Raw genomic sequence first — 19,922 nt, 5'->3', positions numbered from 1 at the left:
GGTCCGGAACGATTGCTGCTGGCTGCATCAAGGAGATGACTTATGACGCGCACTGCAACCCCGGCCATGCTCACCGCCCCGACCCTGCCCCAGGCCCTGCCGCACGGCATCAACGCCCTGGCCGCCACCCAACTGCAGGTCGATATCGCCCCCTATCCGGGCATGGATGAAGGCGACCTGATCGAACTGTTCTGGAACAACTGCTTCGCCGCCTCACGTCGGGTAACGGCGTGCAAGGTCGGCACCCCCACCCACCTGCGGGTGCCCGAAAGCTTCGTGCAGGATGGCCTGGCACAGGTTCACTACCAGGTCATGCAAGTCGGTCGCAGCCCGGCCCGTTCGGCGGTGACGCAGGTACGCGTCAAGACCAACGGCCCAGGCGGCCAGCCCTCGGCGTTGTACAGCGACGAAAACCAGAACCTCGCCCCCATCAGGGTGCCCGCGATGATCGGCCGTTACGGCGTCAACGGCAGCCAGGTACGTCGCGGTATTCCGCTGACCATCGAGCCTTACCTGAACATGGCCAGCGGCGACGCCATCACCCTGCGCTGGGGTGATGTGCGCCTGGACCTGCCGAAAATAACGACGCGCAGCGTCGGCCTGGCGGTCCAGGTGTGGGTACCTTCAGCGGTGATTCTCGAAGCGGGCGACGACAGCCGGCTGGACGTGACGTACTGCATCCTCGATCGGGTTGGCAATAATTCACGCTGGGCGCCCGCCCGCACTTTGCGCATCGCCGCCTGTGCGCCCCAGGCGCCGACCCGTGCGGCCAGGGACGCGCTGCCCTATCAACCGCGTCGCCTCGGTTCCCCCTTGGAACCTGGGTGACGGACCTTCTATGCATATTCCTAAAAGTTAGTTTATTTAAAGATTTAACACGCTTAGGGTATATGCACCGGACCACCGGACATTCCTGATTGTTTTGTTTTCATTTCATTGAATGCGAGGTCGGTATGGTCAGAATTACCCCGGTGCGCAACGCCAGGGCATTACGTGCAGCCAAGGAGCGGCGCTGATGTCTAACTTGGCTCTAACACCCCCCCAGAGTGATCTGGACGTAGCCCCCCTGCTGTTGCCAGCCACTGTGCTGCGCAACGACGCCCAAGCGTTGAGCGCGGCCCATGAGCTGGCCCAGGCTGCGCGCCTGCAAGCCGCCAAGCGCGACCAGCAGCGCAAGTTGCCGTGGGCACAGATCGAGCAATTCACCCGCAGCGGGCTGGGCAGCATTTCCATTCCCCGTGAGTACGGCGGCCCACAAGTGTCGTTCGTGACCCTGGCCGATGTGTTCGCGATCATCAGCGCGGCAGACCCGGCCCTCGGGCAGATCCCGCAGAACCATTTCGGCATCCTGCACCTGTTGCAGGGTGCCGCCACCGAGCGCCAGAAAAAGCATCTGTTCCAGAGCGTGCTCGACGGCTGGCGCATTGGTAATGGCGGCCCGGAGCGCGGCACCAGGAACACCCTGGAACTCAAGGCGCGCATCACTGCCAAGGGCGATGGTTATGTGATCAGCGGCCAGAAGTTTTATTCCACCGGTGCGCTGTTTGCCCATTGGGTGGCGGTCAAAGCGTTGAACGATGACGGCAAGCAGGTCATGGCATTTGTGCGCCGTGGCACCGAAGGGCTGCGCATCGTCGACGATTGGTCCGGCTTTGGCCAACGCACCACCGCCAGCGGCACCGTGCTGCTGGACCAGGTGCCGGTCGACGCAGAGCTGGTGGTCGAGAACTGGCGTATCGGCGAAAGCCCGAATATCCAGGGCGCCGTCTCGCAATTGATCCAGGCCGCCATCGACGCCGGCATTGCCCGTGGCGCGCTGGATGACACCATCGCCTTTGTGCGCGAGCGTTCGCGCCCGTGGATCGACGCCAAGGTCGAACGCGCCAGCGATGACCTGTATGTGATCGCCGATATCGGCAAGCTGAAAATCGAACTGCACGCCGCCGAGGCGCTGCTGCGCAAGGCCGGTCAGGTGCTGGACCAGGTCAGCGCCGCGCCGATCACCGCCCAGTCCGCCGCGCGGGCGTCGATTGCCGTGGCCGAGGCGAAGGTGCTCACCACTGAAGTGTCGTTGCTGGTCAGCGAAAAACTCTTCGAACTGGCTGGCAGCCGCGCCACCCTCGCCGAATTCAACCTCGACCGTCACTGGCGCAACGCGCGGGTGCACACCCTGCACGACCCGGTGCGCTGGAAGTATCACGCCGTTGGCGCCTATCGCTTGAACGGCACATTGCCGGCTCGCCATTCCTGGATTTAACCGACCAGACCTCTGGAGAAACTCATGACCCTTTCTCACCGTGTCGCGGTTATCACCAGCGACGAACAAGCCCTTATTGTCGCCAGCGACCTGGCCGAAGACTTGCGCCGCGACAGCGCCCAGCGCGACCGCGAACGCCGCCTGCCGCTGCCCGAACTGGACGTGTTTTCGCGCTCTGGCCTGTGGGGTATCAGCGTGCCCAAGGCATACGGCGGCGCCGGCGTATCCAACGTGACCCTCGCCAAAGTCATTGCGCTGATCGCCCAGGCCGACGCCTCGCTGGGCCAGATTCCGCAAAACCATTTCTATGCCCTCGAAGTGCTGCGCGTGAATGGCAGCCCTGAACAGCAACAACGCCTGTACGCCGAAGTGCTCGCCGGCCGACGCTTCGGCAACGCCCTGGCGGAACTGGGCACCAAGACCGCCCACGACCGCGTGACCGCCCTCACCCGCGATGGCGATGGCTTTCGTATCAGCGGACGCAAGTTCTACGCCACCGGCGCGATCTATGCCCAACGCATCCCCACCTCGGTGGTGGATGAACACGGCATCCAGCAACTGGCCTTCGTGCCCCGCGACAGCGAAGGCCTGAACGTGATCGACGACTGGAGTGGCTTCGGCCAGCGCACCACCGGCAGCGGCTCCGTCGTCTTCGACAATGTGTGGGTCGCCGCGCACGACGTGATTGCGTTCCAGAGCGCCTTCGAGCGCCCCACCACCGTAGGCCCGTTGGCGCAGATCCTTCACGCCGCCATCGACACCGGCATCGCCCGCGCCGCCTTCGAGGACGCGCTGCACTTTGTGCGCACCAAGACCCGCCCGTGGATCGATTCCGGCAACGACAAAGCCACCGAAGACCCGCTGACCCTGAAGAGTTTTGGCCACCTGAGCATCCGCCTGCACGCTGCCGAAGCCTTGCTGGAACGTGCCGGTGTTTACCTCGACCGCGCCCAGGCCGACAGCAATGCCGACACCGTGGCGGCGGCGTCGATTGCCGTGGCCGAAGTGCGCGCCTTGAGCACCGAGATTTCCCTGGCCGCCGGCAGCACCCTGTTCGAACTGGCCGGCAGCCAGGCCACCCTGGCCGAGCACGGCCTCGACCGCCACTGGCGCAACGCCCGCGTGCACACCCTGCACGACCCGGTGCGCTGGAAGTACCACGCGGTAGGTAATTACTACCTCAACGCTGAAAACCCGCCACTGCGGGGGACCATCTGATGGCGAAGAAAAAGATCCTGCTCAATGCCTTCAACATGAACTGCATCGGGCATATCAACCACGGTATGTGGACCCATCCAAGGGACACGTCCACCCAATACAAGAGCATCGAGTACTGGACCGACCTGGCGCAAACCCTGGAGCGCGGGTTGTTCGACGGTTTGTTCATCGCCGATATCGTCGGCGTGTACGACGTGTACCAGCGCTCGATTGATGTGCCGCTCAAGGAGTCGATCCAACTGCCGGTCAATGACCCGTTGCTGCTGGTCTCGGCGATGGCTGCAGTGACCAGAAACCTCGGCTTCGGCCTCACCGCCAACCTCACCTATGAGCCGCCGTATCTGTTCGCCCGGCGCATGTCCACCCTCGATCACCTGAGCCGTGGCCGTGTCGGCTGGAACATCGTCACCGGCTACCTCGACAGCGCCGCCAAGGCCATGGGCCTGTCCGAACAGGTCGAGCATGACCGGCGCTACGACCAGGCCGATGAATACCTGGAGGTGCTCTACAAGCTCTGGGAAGGCAGCTGGGAAGACGACGCGGTGCTCAACGATCCGCAAGCGCGGGTGTATGCGCAGCCGGGCAAGGTGCACAAGGTCGAGCATCACGGCGAGTTCTACCAGGTGGAGGGTTACCACCTGTGCGAACCGTCGCCGCAGCGTACGCCCGTGCTGTTCCAGGCCGGCAGTTCGGAGCGTGGCTTGCTGTTCGCCGGGCGGCATGCCGAGTGTGTATTCATCAGCGGGCAAAACAAGGCCGCGACCAAGGTGCAGGTGGACAAGGTGCGCGCCAGCGCAGTCGAGGCCGGGCGCAACCCGGACGACATCAAGGTGTTCATGGGCCTCAACGTGATCGTCGGCGCCACCGAAGAACTGGCGTGGGCCAAGCACGCCGAGTACTTGAGCTACGCCAGCGCGGAGGCCGGCGTGGCGCATTTCTCGGCGTCCACCGCGATTGATTTTTCCCAATACGAAATCGACGAACCGATCCAGTACGTGAAGAGCAACGCGATCCAGTCGGCCACCAAGAACCTGCAAAACAACGACTGGACCCGGCGCAAATTGCTCGAGCAGCACGCCCTCGGTGGGCGCTATATCACCCTGGTCGGCTCGCCCGAACAGGTCGCTGACGAGCTGGAATCCTGGATCAGCGAAACCGGCCTGGATGGCTTCAACCTCACGCGCATTGTGACGCCGGAAAGCTACGTGGACTTTATCGACCTGGTGGTGCCGGAGTTGCAGAAGCGTGGGTCGTACAAGACCGAGTATGAGAACGGCACGCTACGGGAAAAGGTATTCCAGCGCAGCGCGCGCTTGCCCAAACAACACACCGGCTCCACCTACCGCCACTGCCCCCTGTAGGAGCGAGCTTGCTCGCGAAGATAGTTAACGATAACGCGTGGCCTCTGATACCCCGCAGCGCCCTCAAATTTTTCGCGAGCAAGCTCGCTCCTACAACTGGAACTCGATTATGAAAAAGATCCTGCTCTCCCACCCAGTCAAAGCACTGGCCCTGGCCTTCGGGTTGTTCAGCGCGGCGGTGTTCGCCGCCGATGCACCGTTGAAAATCGGCACCACCGCCGCCTTCGCCATTCCCCTGGAAGCCGCCGTCGCCGAAGCCGGCAAGCAAGGCTTGAAAGTCGAGCTGGTGGAATTCACCGACTGGATCGCGCCCAACGTCAGCCTGGCCGCCGGTGACATCGACGTGAACTACTTCCAGCACATCCCGTTCCTGGAAAACGCCAAGGCCGCCGCTGGTTTTGACCTGGTGCCGTACGCGCCGGGCATCATCAACAACGTCGGGCTGTATTCGAAAAAATACAAAAGCATCAACGACCTGCCCCAAGGCGCCAGCGTGGCGATTGCCAACGACCCGATCAACAGCGGTCGCGGCCTGCAACTGCTGGCCAAGGCCGGCTTGATCACCCTCAAGCCGGGCGTGGGCTACAAGGCGACCGAAGAAGACATCGTGAGCAACCCGAAGAAGATCAAGATCCTGCAAGTCGAAGCCGTGCAACTGGTGCGCGCGTATGACGATGCGGACCTGGTGCAGGGCTACCCGGCGTATATCCGCCTGTCGAAGACCTTCGATGCCGAGTCGGCGCTGCTGTTCGACGGTCTCGACCACCCGGAATACGTGATCCAGTTCGTGATCCAGCCCAAAAGCAAAACCGACCCACGCGTGATCAAGTTCGTCGACATCTACCAGCACTCGCCAGTGGTGCGCGCGGCGTTGGATAAATCCCTTGGCAAGTTGTACCAAGTCGGTTGGGAAGACAAAAAATGACCGCCGCCCACTCTCAACTGCGCGACCTGGGTTTACCGCCCAGGGACGCCGAGCAGACCGAACTGCACCCGGACCTGAACCGCGCGCACGTGCGCTTTATCAACCTGGGCAAGACCTACGACGGCAGCGTGCATGCCTTGCAAGGCATCGACCTGGCGATCCAGCGTGGTGAAGTGTTCGGCATTATCGGCCGCAGCGGCGCCGGCAAGTCATCGCTGATCCGCACCATCAACCGCCTGGAGCAACCCAGCAGCGGGCGCGTGCTGATCGATCAGGTGGACATCGGCGACTACGACGAAGACCGTCTGGTGGCGCTGCGTCGGCGTATCGGCATGATCTTCCAGCACTTCAACCTGATGTCGGCCAAGACCGTGTGGCAGAACGTCGAATTGCCGCTCAAAGTCGCCGGCGTGCCCAAGCCGCAACGCGAGCAAAAGGTCCGTGAGCTGCTGGAACTGGTGGGTTTGCAGGACAAGCACAAGGCCTACCCGGCGCAGCTCTCAGGCGGGCAGAAACAGCGTGTGGGCATTGCCCGCTCGCTGGTGCACGACCCACAAATCCTGTTATGCGACGAGGCCACCTCGGCCCTCGACCCGGAGACCACCCAATCGATCCTCGGCCTGTTGCGCGAGATCAACCGGCGCCTGGGTTTGACCATCGTGTTGATCACTCACGAGATGGCGGTGATCCGCGAAATCTGCGACCGCGTGGTCGTGCTGGAACACGGGCGCATCGTCGAGCAAGGCCCGGTGTGGAAAGTGTTCGGCAACCCGCAACATGAGGTCAGCAAGACCCTGCTGGCACCGTTGCAACACGGGCTGCCGGACGAACTGCAAAGCCGTTTGCAGGCCACGCCCGCGTCGTCAGACGCGGCCGTGGTGCTGCGCTTGCAGTTCACCGGCAGCGCTACCGATGAACCGGACCTGGCCGCGCTGTTCGGCGCACTTGGCGGGCGCGTGCGCTTGCTGCAGGGCGGCGTGGAACGCATCCAGGGGCATGCCCTGGGGCAACTGCTGCTGGCAGTGAACGGCTCGCCCCATAACGCCGAAGCGCTGCGCAATCGCGCCGGGCGCTGGGCACAACAGGTAGAGGTGGTGGGCTATGTGGTTTGATCGTTTAGTACAGGGTGCCCTCGACACCTTGTTGATGGTCGGCGTGTCATCGCTGATCGCGTTGCTGGTGGGCATTCCGCTGGCGGTGTTCCTGGTCACCAGCGACAAGGGCGGCATCTACCAGGCGCCTGCGTTGAACCGGGTGCTGGGGGCGTTCGTCAACCTGTTCCGCTCCATTCCGTTCCTGATCCTGATGGTGGCGCTGATCCCGTTCACGCGGTTGATCGTCGGCACCACCTATGGCGTATGGGCGGCGGTGGTACCGCTGACTATCGCCGCTACACCGTTCTTTGCGCGGATCGCCGAAGTGAGTCTGCGCGAGGTCGACCACGGCCTGATCGAAGCCGCACAGGCCATGGGCTGCCGGCGCTGGCACATCATCTGGCACGTGCTGTTGCCCGAAGCCCTGCCGGGGATTGTCGGCGGGTTCACCATCACCCTGGTGACCATGATCAACTCGTCGGCCATGGCCGGGGCAATCGGCGCCGGTGGCTTGGGCGACATTGCCTACCGCTACGGCTACCAGCGTTTCGATACGCAGATCATGCTCACGGTGATTGTGCTGCTGGTGATCCTGGTGGCGGCGATCCAGTTGGGTGGCGATCGGTTGGCGCGGGGGCTGAATAAGCGCTGAAAGCTGGGGCTGCTGCGCAGCCCGACGCGGGGCAAGCCCTAATGCCGTTCAGTTAAGGCTTTTTTGTAGGAGCGAGCTTGCTCGCGAAAAACTCACAGGCGCCGCGTTCATTCAGGAAACACGCGTTATCGTTGACGTTTTTCGCGAGCAAGAACTAGGCGTCCCCCTCGCTCCTACAGAAGGCGATGTACGCTTAACTGAACGGCATTAGGGCAAGCCCGCTCGCCACAGTTACAGTGCTCCTCCTTAACTGACTGGTGTGACGGCAAGCCCGCTCGACACATGGGGTATAGTCGGGCCATCTCAGCGCCCGGTATTCATCACCATGCCTCTCAAGCCCGACGACCTCGACCAGATCACGTCCACCACCCTCGGCCACTACAACAAGGTGGCCGAGGACTTCCGTGAAGGTACCCGCGACCACGATGTGAGCCAGAACATCAACGCGCTGCTGCGGCATATCCAGGGCACGCCGCCCTTTACCGTGCTGGACTTCGGCTGCGGGCCGGGGCGGGATTTGCAGACCTTTACGCGCATGGGGCATATCGCCGTCGGGCTCGATGGTTCGGAACGCTTTGCGCAGATGGCGCGGGAAGACAGTGGCTGTGAGGTGTTGCAGCAGGATTTCCTCAAGCTGGAACTGCCCGCTGAACGCTTTGACGGCATCTTTGCCAATGCGGTGCTGTTTCATATCCCCAAGCAGGAACTGCCGCGTGTGCTCAGGCAACTGCATGGGGCGCTGAAACCGGGTGGAGTGTTGTTCAGCTCCAATCCACGGGGGGAAAACCAGGAAGGCTGGAATGGGCCGCGCTATGGGTCTTATCACGACCTCGATGCGTGGCAAACACTGCTCACCACCGCCGGGTTTGTGGAGCTGGAGCATTACTACCGCCCGGCGGGATTACCCCGGGAGCAGCAGCCTTGGCTGGCCAGTGTTTGGCGCAAGGCTTGAGTCTGGGGTTGCCTGGGCTGCCATCGGGGTGTAGCCCCCCTCCCACATTTGAAATGCATGCCCCTGTGGGAGGGGGCTTGCCCCCGATGACGGACTGATGGACGCCACTACTGCACCTGATACACCACCGATTTCTCATCCACCACCGCTGTCACGCTCCTTGCCGCAAACCCCTCTCTCGACGCCGTGGAAAAATTCGCCACCAACCGCGTGCCATCGGCAAACGTGGTTTCCTGCACCTGTCGATCCGCCGTCAGCCAGCGAAACCCGGTCATCGCCTGGGTGGCCAGGCGCTCATGCAACGGTCGAAAAAATCGGTCCTGGCGCTGGATCAGCGGCAGCCGCGCCTTGAGCGTCGCAGCACTCAGGTGATACAGCGGCGGCACGTTGTAGAGCAGTTGGGCCAGCTCGTTCTCGGCGCGCACATTGCTCAGTTTGAGGCTGTCGAACAGCCAGTGATGGGTGGTGATCACCGCGCCGTGGAACACCGCCTGATACAGCGGCAGGCGCAGCGTCGGGTCGAAGTAGAGCGTCCGAAACGGCTCGTTCAGCGGCACCGACTTGAAGAACACCGCCGGTTGCTCCGGCGGGTACCAGTTACCCACGTAGTAGGGCGACTGCTTGTCCTGGGTCATGTCGCGATCACCCCAGCCCAGCACCGGGGTTTGCATGCCATGGGCGAACAGAATGCCCTGGGCGGTGATGGCGTTGCCGTCTTCGGAGCCTGTCGGCATTTGCAGCGTGGTATTCAGCCAACGGGACGCATCGATATTGCCTTCAGCGTTCTGCGCCTGGGTCATCGGAGCGCTGTCGCGGTAACTGTCGAGCACCATGCTGGTGGCATACGCATCGAGAAACCAGGCATTGAAGCCGGCCCTGGCCTGCACGGCTTTCACCCGCGCTTCCAGCAGAGGCCGCACACAGCGCGGGTCAGTGTAGTGGCCGGACTGCTGGAAGCCGGTCTTGAGTTTGCCGTCCTTCAACACGATGGCGCAGTCGCGGTAGGCCCGGTTGCCCAGGTGGGCGGTGGTCCAGTCGGGGTTTTCGGTGGCGGACAACGCGGTTTGATAGGAATCGTAGGGCGCCATCAGGTAGCCGGCGTCGACGCCGGCGCGGATGGTTTCGGGGTGCCAAAGGCCGCCTTCCCAGCCTTCGCCAAGGGTCAGCATCAAGCGTGGCAAGCCGGCGTCGCGCAGGGTTTGTACCGCCTGGCTGCCCCAGGTGTCGGGACTGTCGCCGAGGGCACCGGCAAAGTCCACGGCCAGTTCGCGACGCAATTCACCGTAGCGGGCGGCAAGACGGCTCATATCGGGCTCGTCCACCTGCCAACTCTGCCGGGCCTTCCTGTTGATCGCGGCGTTGAGGCCGCGCAACAGCACGTTTTGTTCGTAGCGATTCAACCCGCGGGGCTGCGCCAGGATCTTTGCGGAGTCCTTGTCCAACAGGCCTTTGAGCTCATGAGCACGCAAGCGCTTGAGCAACAGCGGCCAATCACGCACATCCTCCGGCGCCAGCAGGTCATTGCCCCACAGGTAAACATGGCTGGCACCCAGCAGCTTTTCAGCCCCAGGGGTTTGCCGCAGCTTGTCTGCCAGGGGTTCATAGCGGCCCTGCTCAACCAGCCATTGGCGATAGCGCCTGGCGCCGGCCAGCGGATCGCTTCCACCCAGGTGCAACAACAGGGTCATGGGGGCGGCAGGTGCGAGCGAGGTGAACTCATGGGTCAACGACAACGCCTGGCCCCGCCAGCGCAGGCGGTTGTTATAGGGATTGGTCAGCAACCAGTTAAGGGTGAAGGCGCCGTGATCGACACCCCACAGCGGCAGGCTGAGGTCCTGGGTGGTGTTGATGTCGCCCTGGGCCACCAGGAAAGTGTTCCACGTGGTATTGCCGACCGGCACGTAATGCCCTTCGGCCAGCGGCCACATCAACCCTCGGCCCATGGCGCTCGCCGGCTGCAAAAGCATCGGCAGCTCACCGGCTTCCCGCGCCGTGATCGACAGCACCAGGTCGCGCTGCTCCAGGCTGGCAGTTACCCGATAGGCACCGTCATCCCATTGCCAACTGGCCTGTTGATCGTGTTGTGCAAGTTGACTGACGGCACGGGCCGCTACGCCGTTGGAGGCCTGGACCTCTGGCTGGCCGCTGGGTGTCACGCGGATGGTGAGGGTGGCCGGGTCGAGTTCGACTCGCCACAACGGGTTTTCCAATACAGTGCTGGCAAAGGCCACGGGCGACAGCAAGCAGCAACACATCAGCAAGGTATGACGCATACGGTTCATGGCAGGCGACCGTTGAGAGGTGGAGGCCGGAGGTTAAATCACTCAACGGTCGGCCAGGGTAACAAGCGTCACTTCCAGAAATTTCCCACGGCTCAAATGCCCAGCCGAGATCAACTTGTGGGAGGGGGCAAGCCCGGATGCCAGTCAGTTAAGGAGCAACACTGTAACTGTGGCGAACCCGCTTTTTGTGGCGAGCGGGCTTGCCCTAATGCCGTTCAGTTAAGGCTTTTTTGTAGGAGCGAGCTTGCTCGCGAAGAACTCACAGGCGCCGCGTTCATTCAGGAAACACGCGTTATCGTTGACGTTTTTCGCGAGCAAGCTCGCTCCTACAGAAGGCGATGTACGCTTAACTGAACGGCATTAGGGCTTGCCCCGCGTTGGGGCGCGTAGCGGCCCTAAAACCAGTCTCCCGGTTCTACCAGAAGAAATGCGGCGGCCTTATTGGGGCTGCTTCGCAGCCCAACGCGGGGCAAGCCCGCTCGCCACAACAAACCCGTTCATCACAACAAGCCCGCTCGCCACAGGTTACTGTTGGGGTTCGCGGATCTTGTACCAGGCCACATACAGCGCCGGCAGGAATAACAGCGTCAGCAAGGTGGCGATGATGATGCCGCCAATCATCGCGTAGGCCATCGGCCCCCAGAACACTTCCCGTGCAATCGGGATCATGCCCAGGCTGGCCGCCGCGGCCGTGAGCAGGATCGGCCGGCGCCGGTGCTCGGTGGCTTGCACCACCGCATCCCACGGCGAATGGCCGGCCACTTCATATTCGTGAATCTGCGTCACCAGGATCACCGAGTTGCGGATGATGATGCCGATCAGCGCGAGAATACCGAGGATCGCCACAAAGCCCATGGGCGTGCCTGTGGGGATCAGCGCCAGCACCACGCCGATCAGTCCCAGCGGCGCGACGCTGGCCACCAGGAACATCTTCTGCACGCTGTGCAGTTGGATCATCAGGAAGGTCGCCATCAAAAACAGCATCAACGGCACCACGCTGGCAATCGGGCCCTGGGCCTTGCCGCTTTCTTCCACGGTGCCGCCCGTGGCGACCGTGTAGCCCACCGGCAGGCCGGCGCTGAACGCGTCGATCTCGGGCTTGAGCTGCTTGACCAGGTCAGTGGGCTGCATCTCGTCGCGCACCGCCGCCTTGATGGTGATGGTCGGCTTGCGGTCGCGGCGCCACACCAGCGGCTGCTCCAACTCATAGCGCACGGTGGCGAAGGCCAGCAGCGGGATCGAGGTGCCGTTGGGTGTCACGATCTGCAGGTTCTGCAAGGTTTCCGGCGTGCCACGTTCGGCGTCTACGGCGCGGCCGACCACGTTGATCAGGTAGATATCGTCATGCACCTGGGTCACCGAGGCCCCGCTGACCACGCTGTTCATCAACTGCGCGACGTCTTCGGATGACAAACCCAACTGCCGCGCCTTGTCCTGGGCGATGTCGACCCTCAGCACTTTGCCCGGCTCGTTCCAGTCGTAAATGATCTCGCCCAGGTGGCTGTTCTTGTCGAGCAAGGTCGCCAATTCGATGGCGTGCTTGCGCACCTGGTCGGTGTCTTTACCGGAAACACGGTACTGGATCGGCCGCCCCACCGGCGGGCCCATTTCCAGCGGCTGCACAAAGCTGCCGACACCGACAAAATCGTCACGCAGGCGTTTTTGCAGACGCGTGATCAACGCACCGCGCTCTTCCAGGCCCTTACTGACAATCACCAACTGCGCGTAATACGGGTTCTCCAGTTGCTGGTCGAGGGGCAGGTAGAAACGGATCGCGCCCTGGCCAATGTAGGTGCTCCAACGCGCGATGTCCGGGTCGTCCTTGATGATGGCTTCGAGGCGGTCGACCGCCTTGCGGGTTTCATTGATCGAGGCGTTTTGCGGCAGGTTGAGGTCGACGAGGATTTCCGGGCGGTCCGACGACGGGAAGAACTGGTTCTGCACGAACTGCATGGAAAACACCGACGCGGCAAACAGGGCCACGGTGATGCCGATCGCCCACCAACGGTTGCGCATGGCCCAGAGCATACCGCCATTGAACGCGCGGCCGATGCGCCCCGGTTCGTTGCCATGGGGCTTCACATTGGCACTGAGGATATGCACGCCAATCACCGGCGCAAACAGCACCGCCACCACCCACGACACCAGCATCGCCACCGCAATGACCGCGAACAGGGTGAAGGTGTACTCCCCCGCCGAGCTGGCGTTGAGGCCAATCGGGACAAAGCCGGCCACGGTCACCAGCGTGCCGGTGAGCATGGGGAATGCCGTGGACGTGTACGCGTAGGTCGCCGCCTGTTCCTTGGTTTCGCCTTTTTCCAGGCGTGTGATCATCATTTCCACGGTGATCATCGCGTCGTCCACCAACAAGCCAAGGGCGATGATCAACGCGCCCAGCGACACACGCTGCATGGTGATGCCGCTGTATTCCATGAACACGAATACCAGCGCCAGCACCAGCGGGATCGAACACGCCACCACCAGCCCGGCACGCAGGCCGAGGCTGATAAAGCTCACCACCAAGACAATGATCACCGCTTCGAACAGTGCACTGGTAAAGCCGCCGACGGCCTCTTCCACCACTTCGGCCTGGTCGGAGACCTTGTGCACGCCGACGCCCACGGGCAAGTCGGCGGTCAGCTCGTCCATGCGCGTGTGCAGGGCCTCACCGAACGATTGGATATTGCCGCCCTTCTGCATGGCGATAGCCAGGCCGATGGCCGGCTTGCCGTTGAAGCGAAACATCGGCCGCGCCGGGTCGACGTAACCGCGGGTGATCTCGGCGATATCCGCCAGGCGATAGAAGCGATCATTGAGCCGCAGGTTCACGTCGGCCAGGTCTTTTTCCGAAGCAAACTGCCCGGAGGTGCGCACGGAAATCCGCTCCGGCCCAGCCTCGATCACCCCAGCGGGCGTTACGGCGTTCTGCGATTGCAGGCTCTGCACCACCTGGCGCTGGTCAATGCCCAGGGCCGCCAGTTTGCGCGTGGAGAAATTCAGGTAAATCACTTCATCCTGCTGGCCGATCATCTCGACCTTGCCCAACCCCGGCACCGAGCGGATCTCGGCGCGCACCTGCTCCACGTAATCGCGCAGTTGGCGCATCGACAGGCCATCGCCGGTAAACGCATACACCGAGCCGAACACATCACCAAATTCATCGTTGAACGACGGCCCTTGCAGGCCCTGGGGGAAGGTGCCGCGAATATCGTCGAGCTTCTTGCGCACCTGGTACCAGATCTCGGGGATCGCCTTGGCGCTGGTGGTGTCCTTGAGGAACACGAACACCGTGGACTCTCCAGGCCGGGTGTAGCTTTTCACGTAGTCGAGAGAGTCGATCTCTTCGAGTTTTTTCTCGATGCGGTCGGTCACCTGCTTGAGGGTTTCTTCCTGGGTCGCACCCGGCCAGCGGGTCTGGATCACCATGGTCTTGATGGTGAACGAAGGGTCTTCCTCGCGGCCCAGGTTCAGGTAGGAGAACACGCCCATCAGCAGCGCGACGAACATCAGGTACCAGACGAAGGACTGATGCTTGAGGGCCCAGTCGGATAAGTTGAAGCTCCCTTTCATCGCGGGCTGTCCTCGTCGATTTTGACTTTCTGCCCGGGTTTCAGGCTGTTCACGCCGGCGGTGACGATACGCTCGCCGGGGTTGACGCCGCCGTTGAGCAAGGCGCTGTCAGCGTCACGGCTAAGCACGGTGATGTCGCGCGGTTGCACGGTCTGGCTGTGGGTATCGAGCAGCCAAATGCGGGTCTTGCCGTCGACTTCCTGCAAGGCGCTCAGGGGCAACTCGATACGTGGGGCGATGGTCGAACTCAAGGTCACACTGATCGCCGTGCCAAGGCGGAACGCGGGCGGTGTTTCGGCCAGGGTCAGCCGCGCCCGACGGGTACGCGTGGCGCTCTGGGCCTGGGGCTCGATCTCGCGCACGGTGGCGGTGGTGTTGATGCTGGGGTCCAGCTGCCCGGCGACGAGGAACACCACGTCCGGCGGCAGGCGCTCGGCAAGACCGGCGGGCAGGTCGATCACCGCTTCCTTGACGTCCGGGCGGGCCAGGGTCACCACTTGCTGGCCGGCGCTGACCACCTGGCCGGCTTCGGCGCTCCAGGCGGTGACAATGCCGCCATGGTCGGTGCGCAGTTCGGCATAGTTGAGCTGGTCCTTGGCCTGGTTGACCGTGGCCTGGGCCTGGTCGAGGCTGGCCTGGGTAGTTTTCAGGTCAGTCTGGGCCGCATCCAATTGGGCTTGGGCGCCGACGCCACGGTTGAACAACGCTTGCTGGCGCCGGGCATTGGCCTGGGCGTTGATAAATTGCGCCTGGACGCGCGCGAGGTCGCCCTGGGCCGCGCGCAGTTGGTTTTGTTGGTCGGTGGGGTCGAGCACGGCGAGCACCGCACCTTTCTCCACTTCGGCGCCCACATCCACGGCGCGCCGGGCAATGCGACCGGGAACACGAAAGCCGAGGTTGCTTTCATAGCGCGCCTGGATGGTGCCAGCGAAACGGCCGAAGGTTTCCTGGTCTTCGGATTTCACTTCCATGGACAGCACCGGGCGCACCGGCTCGGGCGGCGGTTCCTGCTTGGAGCACCCCACGAGCAGCAGGCCGGCGATGAGGACAACTGTCAGGTATTTCATGGTTGCACGCCCTGGGCCTGCGCCGTGTCCGGCGCCTGGGCGATCTCGACCTGCATGCCGGGGTGCAACAATTGCCCGCCCGCCACCACGATTTTTTCGCCACCCTTGAGGCCGTCGCTGATGATCACCTTGCCGGTGAGGTAACGCGCCACACTGACTTTGTGCAACTGCGCCTTGCCGTCGCCGTCCACCAGCCATACGGCGGGTTCGCTGAGGTCTTTGGTCAGCGCCGCCCATGGCAGTTCGATACTGGCCTTGGCCGGGGCATGGAGAGTGGTGCTGACCACGGCGCCCAGGTCCATGCCCTGGGGCAACGTGTTCAATGCAATCTTCACCTGCAAGGTACCGCTGGCAGCGTTCACCGCGGGGGTGGTCTCGCGGATTCTACCGGTGGCCTGCACGTGCGGCTTATCCAGCAACTTGACCGTCATCACGTCATCATTGGCCGGTTCCACCAGCAACGATTCATACACGTCGAACACCGCGTCACGCTCGCCGTCGCGGGCCAGGCTGAAGATCGGTACGGTGGCCTGCACCACCTGGCCCACTTCCGCCTGGCGTGCGGTAATCACCCCAGGCGCTTCGGCGACCAGGGCGGTGTAGCCCAATTGCTCGCGAGCGTTGGCCAGCTGCGCCTGGGCAGCGGCCAAGGCGCTTTGGCTGCTGCGCAACGCGGCCTGGGCGCTGTCATATTCACTGCGGCTGGTGTAGCCCTTGGGCAAGAGCTTTTCCTGGCGCACGAAGGCCGCGGCGGCTTGCTTGACCCGCGCCTGCTCGGCCACGACCTGGGCCTGGGCGGAATCGACGTTGGTCTGCAAGTCCTTGGGATCGAGCTTGGCCAGCACTTGCTTGGCGCTGACCCGGTCGCCCACGTCCACCATGCGCTGAATGATCTTGCCGCCCACGCGGAAGGACAAATCGGTTTGCACACGGGCCTGGATATCACCGGTCAGCGTGACGGCCGCAGCGAAATCCGCGGGTTGCACGGTTTGCACAAACACCCGGGAATGCTGCTTGGGTTCGGTTTTTTCCTGACCACAACCACTCAGCAACACCGCCAAACCCATGCCGACCATACAGATGGAAATACGACCGCCCATGCGGACTCCTTGTGCGCGATGCGATATGCCAGTGTGTATGCGACTGTGAGCTTAGATCAGGGTTCCTTTTCTGCATGGGGAAGGCGTATTGAGGGGGTTTGCTGTGGCGAGCGGGCTTGCCACAGTTACAGTTACAGTTACAGTGTTCCTCCTTAACTGAACGGCATTAGGGCTTGCCTGCGATAGCGGTAAAACAGTCAGCGCAGCATCACCCCTGCCACTTCCCGCCTTCGACAATCACACTCTCAGGCTTGGTGTCGTCGCTCAGCTCTTTGCGCACATATTGGTCATACAACTTGAGCAAGAACTTCTCCTCACCCAGCTTCGCCAACTCGGCATTCACCCAGTCACGCAATTCGATATTGCCCTTCTTCACCGCTGGCGCGATCGGGGCCTCGTCGCCGAGTTTCTGTTCCAACACGCGGTAGCCCGGGTTCTGCTTGGCCCAGCTGAACAGCACCAGGTTGTCTTGCGCGTACGCATCGCCACGCCCGGCCGACAGCGCCTGCAACGACTCGGAGTTTTTCTCGAACTTGAGCAGTTTCCAGTCCGGGTGGTTCTTGGTCAGCCAGATATCGGCCGTGGTGCCGGTGGTGACGATGGTGGTGCGGGTAGCCAGGTCATCCAGGCTCTTGACCGGGCTGTCGTTGGGCACCAGGGCCTGTACCGCGACTTTCAGGTTGGGGTTGGTGAAGTCCACCGCGTCCTTGCGCTCGGGCGTCACGGTCATATTGGCGAGGATCAGGTCCACCTTGTCGCTTTGCAGGAAGGGAATACGGCTGGCCGGCTCGACGGCGACGAATTCGACTTTGTTTTCATCACCCAGCAAGTCCTTGGCGAATCGGCGGCCGATGTCGGTATCGAAGCCGACGTAGCGCCCGGCTTCGTTGACAAAGCCGAACGGTGGTTTGTCGGTGAACACGCCAACGATGAGTTTGTCGCGCGCCTTGATCTTGTCGATGTAACTCACGGCGGCGGCAGGTTTAGCGGGCTCTTCGGCCTTTTTATCGCAGCCGGCCAGTAAGGCAACGGCAAACAGTGGCAGCAGTAACTTTTTCATATCAGCTCCAGTTCCTGGGTTTTCTTGGGCAGTGTTGAAACAAAGGAGAACTTCTCCAGGAACTGCTGCGCGCGTGCGGTTTGCGGGTTCGTAAAGAATTCTTCGGGGGTGTTGTGTTCGAGGATGCGACCGGCCTCCATGAACACCACGCGGTCGGCCACGGCGCGGGCGAAGGCCATTTCGTGGGTGACGATCAGCAGGGTCATGCCGTCGCGGGCCAGGCCCTGGATCACTTCCAGCACTTCCTTGACCATCTCCGGGTCGAGGGCGGCGGTGACTTCGTCAAACAGCATGACCTGGGGGTTCATGCACAACGAACGGACGATAGCGATGCGTTGCTGCTGGCCGCCGGAAAGCTGGCGCGGGTAGGCGTCGCGCTTGTCGGCCAGGCCGACGCGGTCCAACAGTTTTTCTGCCTGGGCGCGCGCTTCGCGGGGCTCGCGCTTTTGCACTTTCAGCGGGCCGAGCAGCAGGTTGTCGAGCACGCTCATATGGGGGAACAGGTGGTAGCTCTGGAACACCATGCCCACATCCTGGCGTACCTGGCGCCAATCCGTGTGTTTAGCCAGCAGCTCCTTGCCGGCAAACCGCAGGCTGCCGCTATGGGCTGCTTCCAAGCCGTTGAGGCAGCGCAGCAACGTGCTTTTGCCACAGCCGCTGGGGCCGAGGATCACCACCACTTCGCCGCTTTGCACACTCAGGTCGATGCCCTTGAGCACCTGCTGGTCGCCGAAGAACTTATTGAAACCCCGTAACTCGATCAGTGCGCTCATGCTTGGCCCCAGCGCCGTTCCAGCAGCTTGGAGGCGGCTGACAACGGGTAGCAGATGAAGAAGAAAAACAGGAACAGCGCGCCGTAGATCAACACCGACTCATAGGTGCGCTCGATGATTTGCTGGCCCACCTTGATCACGTCCACCACGCCGATCAGCACCGCCAGGGAGCTGGTCTTGATGATGCGCGTGTAGACGTTGATGGTCGGCGGCGTCATGCGCTTGAGGGCCTGGGGCAGCAGCACGTAGCCGTACAGCTGCGGGGCGGACAGGCCAATCGACAAGCCCGCCTCGCGCTGGCCACGGGGCAGCGAATGCAAAGCGCCGCGCACCACTTCGCCCACCTCGCTGGCGCCCCACAGCGACAGCACCAACACCGCGCACCAGAAACTCGGAATGCTCAGGCCGAAGAAAATCGGCAGGCCGAAAAACAGCAGGTACAGCCACACCAGCACCGGGATCGCACGGAACAGCTCCAGGTAAATGCGCAGCAGCCCATTGATCACCGTTTGATTCAACGTGCGCAACACGCCGTACAGCACCCCGCCGACCGTACTGAAAGCGATGCTCAGAAAGGAAATCGACAGGGTTTGCGCAGCGCCCTTACCCAGTTGCGGCAGCGACACCCACAACAATTCAAGACCCGAACTGGCCATGCTGGAGCCTCCTTTCCAGGCGGCTGAGCAGCAGCGACAACGGCAGGAACAGCAGCACGCAAATCAGCGTCAGCACGGCGAGCATTTCGTAAGTCTTGTAGTAGAGAGCGATGTAGCTCTTGGTGGTGTAGAGAATCTCCGGCACCGCCACGGCAGAGACCACGGTGGTCTCCTTGAGCAGGAAGATGAAATTGGCGAACAGCGCCGGCAGGCTGAGGATGCCGGCCTGGGGCAGGATCACATGGCGCAGCAACTGCCAGTCGGACAGACCGATGGATTTGCCCGATTCGATCTGCGCCAGCGGCACCGCTTCCACGCCCGCGCGCAGCACTTCGGTGAGGTAGGCGCCGCCGAGGAAGGTCATGGTGATGATCGCCGCCCAAAACCCGGAAATATTGAAGCCCAGGGCCGGCAGGGCGAAGTACACGAAAAACAGCTGGATCAGCAGCGGGGTGTTACGCGCCAACTCCACATAGAGCCCAACCAGGCGCGACAGGTAAGGCGTGCGAAACACCAGCAAGGCGGCGTTGATCAGCGCCACCAACAGCGAGGTGGCAATGGCGATCAGGCCCACTTGCAGCGTCACCCCCACGGCTTTGAAAAACGCCGGCAGGGTGCTGAGGATAAAAGCGAAATCGAAGGTCATCTTGAGTCCATGACGCCGCAGGGGTAATGCAGCGAGTGCCGTCCAGGCCGGCGTGGGTAACGCCGGGTAGCGCGAACTCTAAAGGTATAAAAAATAAAATTTAAATACCAAAATAGCATATTGATATCACCCAAAAAGATAACCGCCGGATTCGCGGGTTTTCCAAGTGACGGCTATGGTTGGGGGGTCTGTGTTTCGAAGGAATGAACAATGAACAAAGCGAAGCCGATTGATCCGCAGGAGCTGGTGAAATGGTTGGTGGCGTTGCGCAGGGCGATCAATAGCCGGGATCTCTAAAACACCGTAGAT

At 62.3% G+C, this 19,922-nt stretch carries 16 protein-coding genes and 1 pseudogene; 9 read left to right on the top strand and 8 right to left on the bottom strand.

Annotation, left to right across the window (positions count from 1 at the left end):
- Nucleotides 1–42: 42 nt before the first annotated feature.
- The 9 genes and pseudogenes from P2T68_RS02325 (at nucleotide 43) to P2T68_RS02285 (ending at nucleotide 8,459) form a co-directional block, all read left to right on the top strand.
- The gene (locus P2T68_RS02325; RefSeq protein ID WP_277378974.1) at nucleotides 43–828 is read left to right on the top strand and encodes a hypothetical protein; all 786 of its coding nucleotides are present in this window, start codon (nucleotides 43–45) and stop codon (nucleotides 826–828) included.
- Nucleotides 829–1,015: 187 nt separating this feature from the next.
- Nucleotides 1,016–2,257 (top strand): SfnB family sulfur acquisition oxidoreductase, encoded by a 1,242-nt coding sequence (locus P2T68_RS02320; RefSeq protein ID WP_277378973.1) that lies wholly within the window; start codon nucleotides 1,016–1,018, stop codon nucleotides 2,255–2,257.
- 24 nt (nucleotides 2,258–2,281) lie between these two features.
- Nucleotides 2,282–3,475: an SfnB family sulfur acquisition oxidoreductase gene (locus P2T68_RS02315; protein ID WP_024072782.1), complete on the top strand. Its 1,194-nt coding sequence runs from the start codon at nucleotides 2,282–2,284 to the stop codon at nucleotides 3,473–3,475.
- Entirely contained in the window at nucleotides 3,475–4,836 is a 1,362-nt protein-coding gene (locus P2T68_RS02310; protein WP_024072781.1) for an LLM class flavin-dependent oxidoreductase, read from the top strand. Before P2T68_RS02315 ends, P2T68_RS02310 begins: the two co-directional genes overlap by 1 nt.
- Before the next feature lie 8 nt (nucleotides 4,837–4,844).
- Nucleotides 4,845–4,931, top strand: a pseudogene (locus tag P2T68_RS02305) (outer membrane lipoprotein carrier protein LolA); the annotation flags it as partial.
- 14 nt (nucleotides 4,932–4,945) lie between these two features.
- Nucleotides 4,946–5,761 carry a MetQ/NlpA family ABC transporter substrate-binding protein gene (locus tag P2T68_RS02300; RefSeq protein WP_102625439.1) on the top strand — a complete coding sequence of 272 codons (816 nt, stop codon included), beginning with the start codon at nucleotides 4,946–4,948 and terminating at the stop codon, nucleotides 5,759–5,761.
- Nucleotides 5,758–6,873, top strand: a complete 1,116-nt coding sequence (locus tag P2T68_RS02295; RefSeq protein WP_102625440.1) for an ATP-binding cassette domain-containing protein — start codon at nucleotides 5,758–5,760, stop codon at nucleotides 6,871–6,873. Before P2T68_RS02300 ends, P2T68_RS02295 begins: the two co-directional genes overlap by 4 nt.
- Nucleotides 6,863–7,507, top strand: coding sequence for a methionine ABC transporter permease (locus P2T68_RS02290; protein WP_102625441.1), 645 nt, complete (start codon nucleotides 6,863–6,865; stop codon nucleotides 7,505–7,507). The genes P2T68_RS02295 and P2T68_RS02290 overlap by 11 nt, the downstream gene beginning before the upstream one ends.
- 325 nt (nucleotides 7,508–7,832) lie before the next feature.
- Nucleotides 7,833–8,459 carry a class I SAM-dependent methyltransferase gene (locus tag P2T68_RS02285; RefSeq protein WP_102625442.1) on the top strand — a complete coding sequence of 209 codons (627 nt, stop codon included), beginning with the start codon at nucleotides 7,833–7,835 and terminating at the stop codon, nucleotides 8,457–8,459.
- Between the two features lie 107 nt (nucleotides 8,460–8,566).
- On the opposite strand, the gene P2T68_RS02280 is transcribed toward P2T68_RS02285, so the two are convergent.
- From P2T68_RS02280 to P2T68_RS02245, 8 genes are all read right to left on the bottom strand, one after another.
- Nucleotides 8,567–10,741 (bottom strand): glycoside hydrolase, encoded by a 2,175-nt coding sequence (locus P2T68_RS02280; RefSeq protein ID WP_277378972.1) that lies wholly within the window; start codon nucleotides 10,739–10,741, stop codon nucleotides 8,567–8,569.
- A gap of 525 nt (nucleotides 10,742–11,266) precedes the next feature.
- Entirely contained in the window at nucleotides 11,267–14,311 is a 3,045-nt protein-coding gene (locus tag P2T68_RS02275; protein WP_150095504.1) for an efflux RND transporter permease subunit, read from the bottom strand.
- The gene (locus P2T68_RS02270; protein WP_277378971.1) at nucleotides 14,308–15,378 is read right to left on the bottom strand and encodes an efflux RND transporter periplasmic adaptor subunit; all 1,071 of its coding nucleotides are present in this window, start codon (nucleotides 15,376–15,378) and stop codon (nucleotides 14,308–14,310) included. Before P2T68_RS02270 ends, P2T68_RS02275 begins: the two co-directional genes overlap by 4 nt.
- Nucleotides 15,375–16,478 carry an efflux RND transporter periplasmic adaptor subunit gene (locus P2T68_RS02265; RefSeq protein ID WP_024072773.1) on the bottom strand — a complete coding sequence of 368 codons (1,104 nt, stop codon included), beginning with the start codon at nucleotides 16,476–16,478 and terminating at the stop codon, nucleotides 15,375–15,377. Before P2T68_RS02265 ends, P2T68_RS02270 begins: the two co-directional genes overlap by 4 nt.
- A gap of 208 nt (nucleotides 16,479–16,686) precedes the next feature.
- Nucleotides 16,687–17,538: a transporter substrate-binding domain-containing protein gene (locus P2T68_RS02260; RefSeq protein ID WP_069075017.1), complete on the bottom strand. Its 852-nt coding sequence runs from the start codon at nucleotides 17,536–17,538 to the stop codon at nucleotides 16,687–16,689.
- Nucleotides 17,535–18,311 (bottom strand): amino acid ABC transporter ATP-binding protein, encoded by a 777-nt coding sequence (locus P2T68_RS02255; RefSeq protein ID WP_277378970.1) that lies wholly within the window; start codon nucleotides 18,309–18,311, stop codon nucleotides 17,535–17,537. The genes P2T68_RS02260 and P2T68_RS02255 overlap by 4 nt, the downstream gene beginning before the upstream one ends.
- Nucleotides 18,308–18,967: an amino acid ABC transporter permease gene (locus tag P2T68_RS02250; protein WP_024072770.1), complete on the bottom strand. Its 660-nt coding sequence runs from the start codon at nucleotides 18,965–18,967 to the stop codon at nucleotides 18,308–18,310. Before P2T68_RS02250 ends, P2T68_RS02255 begins: the two co-directional genes overlap by 4 nt.
- Nucleotides 18,948–19,613 carry an amino acid ABC transporter permease gene (locus tag P2T68_RS02245; protein ID WP_277378969.1) on the bottom strand — a complete coding sequence of 222 codons (666 nt, stop codon included), beginning with the start codon at nucleotides 19,611–19,613 and terminating at the stop codon, nucleotides 18,948–18,950. Before P2T68_RS02245 ends, P2T68_RS02250 begins: the two co-directional genes overlap by 20 nt.
- Nucleotides 19,614–19,922: the final 309 nt, after the last annotated feature.

Source organism: Pseudomonas sp. G11, assembly GCF_029457515.1.
GTDB classification, from domain to species: domain Bacteria; phylum Pseudomonadota; class Gammaproteobacteria; order Pseudomonadales; family Pseudomonadaceae; genus Aquipseudomonas; species Aquipseudomonas gorinensis.
The sequence above is the reverse complement of the archived record's forward strand: the minus strand, read 5'-3'. Positions and strand labels throughout refer to the sequence as shown.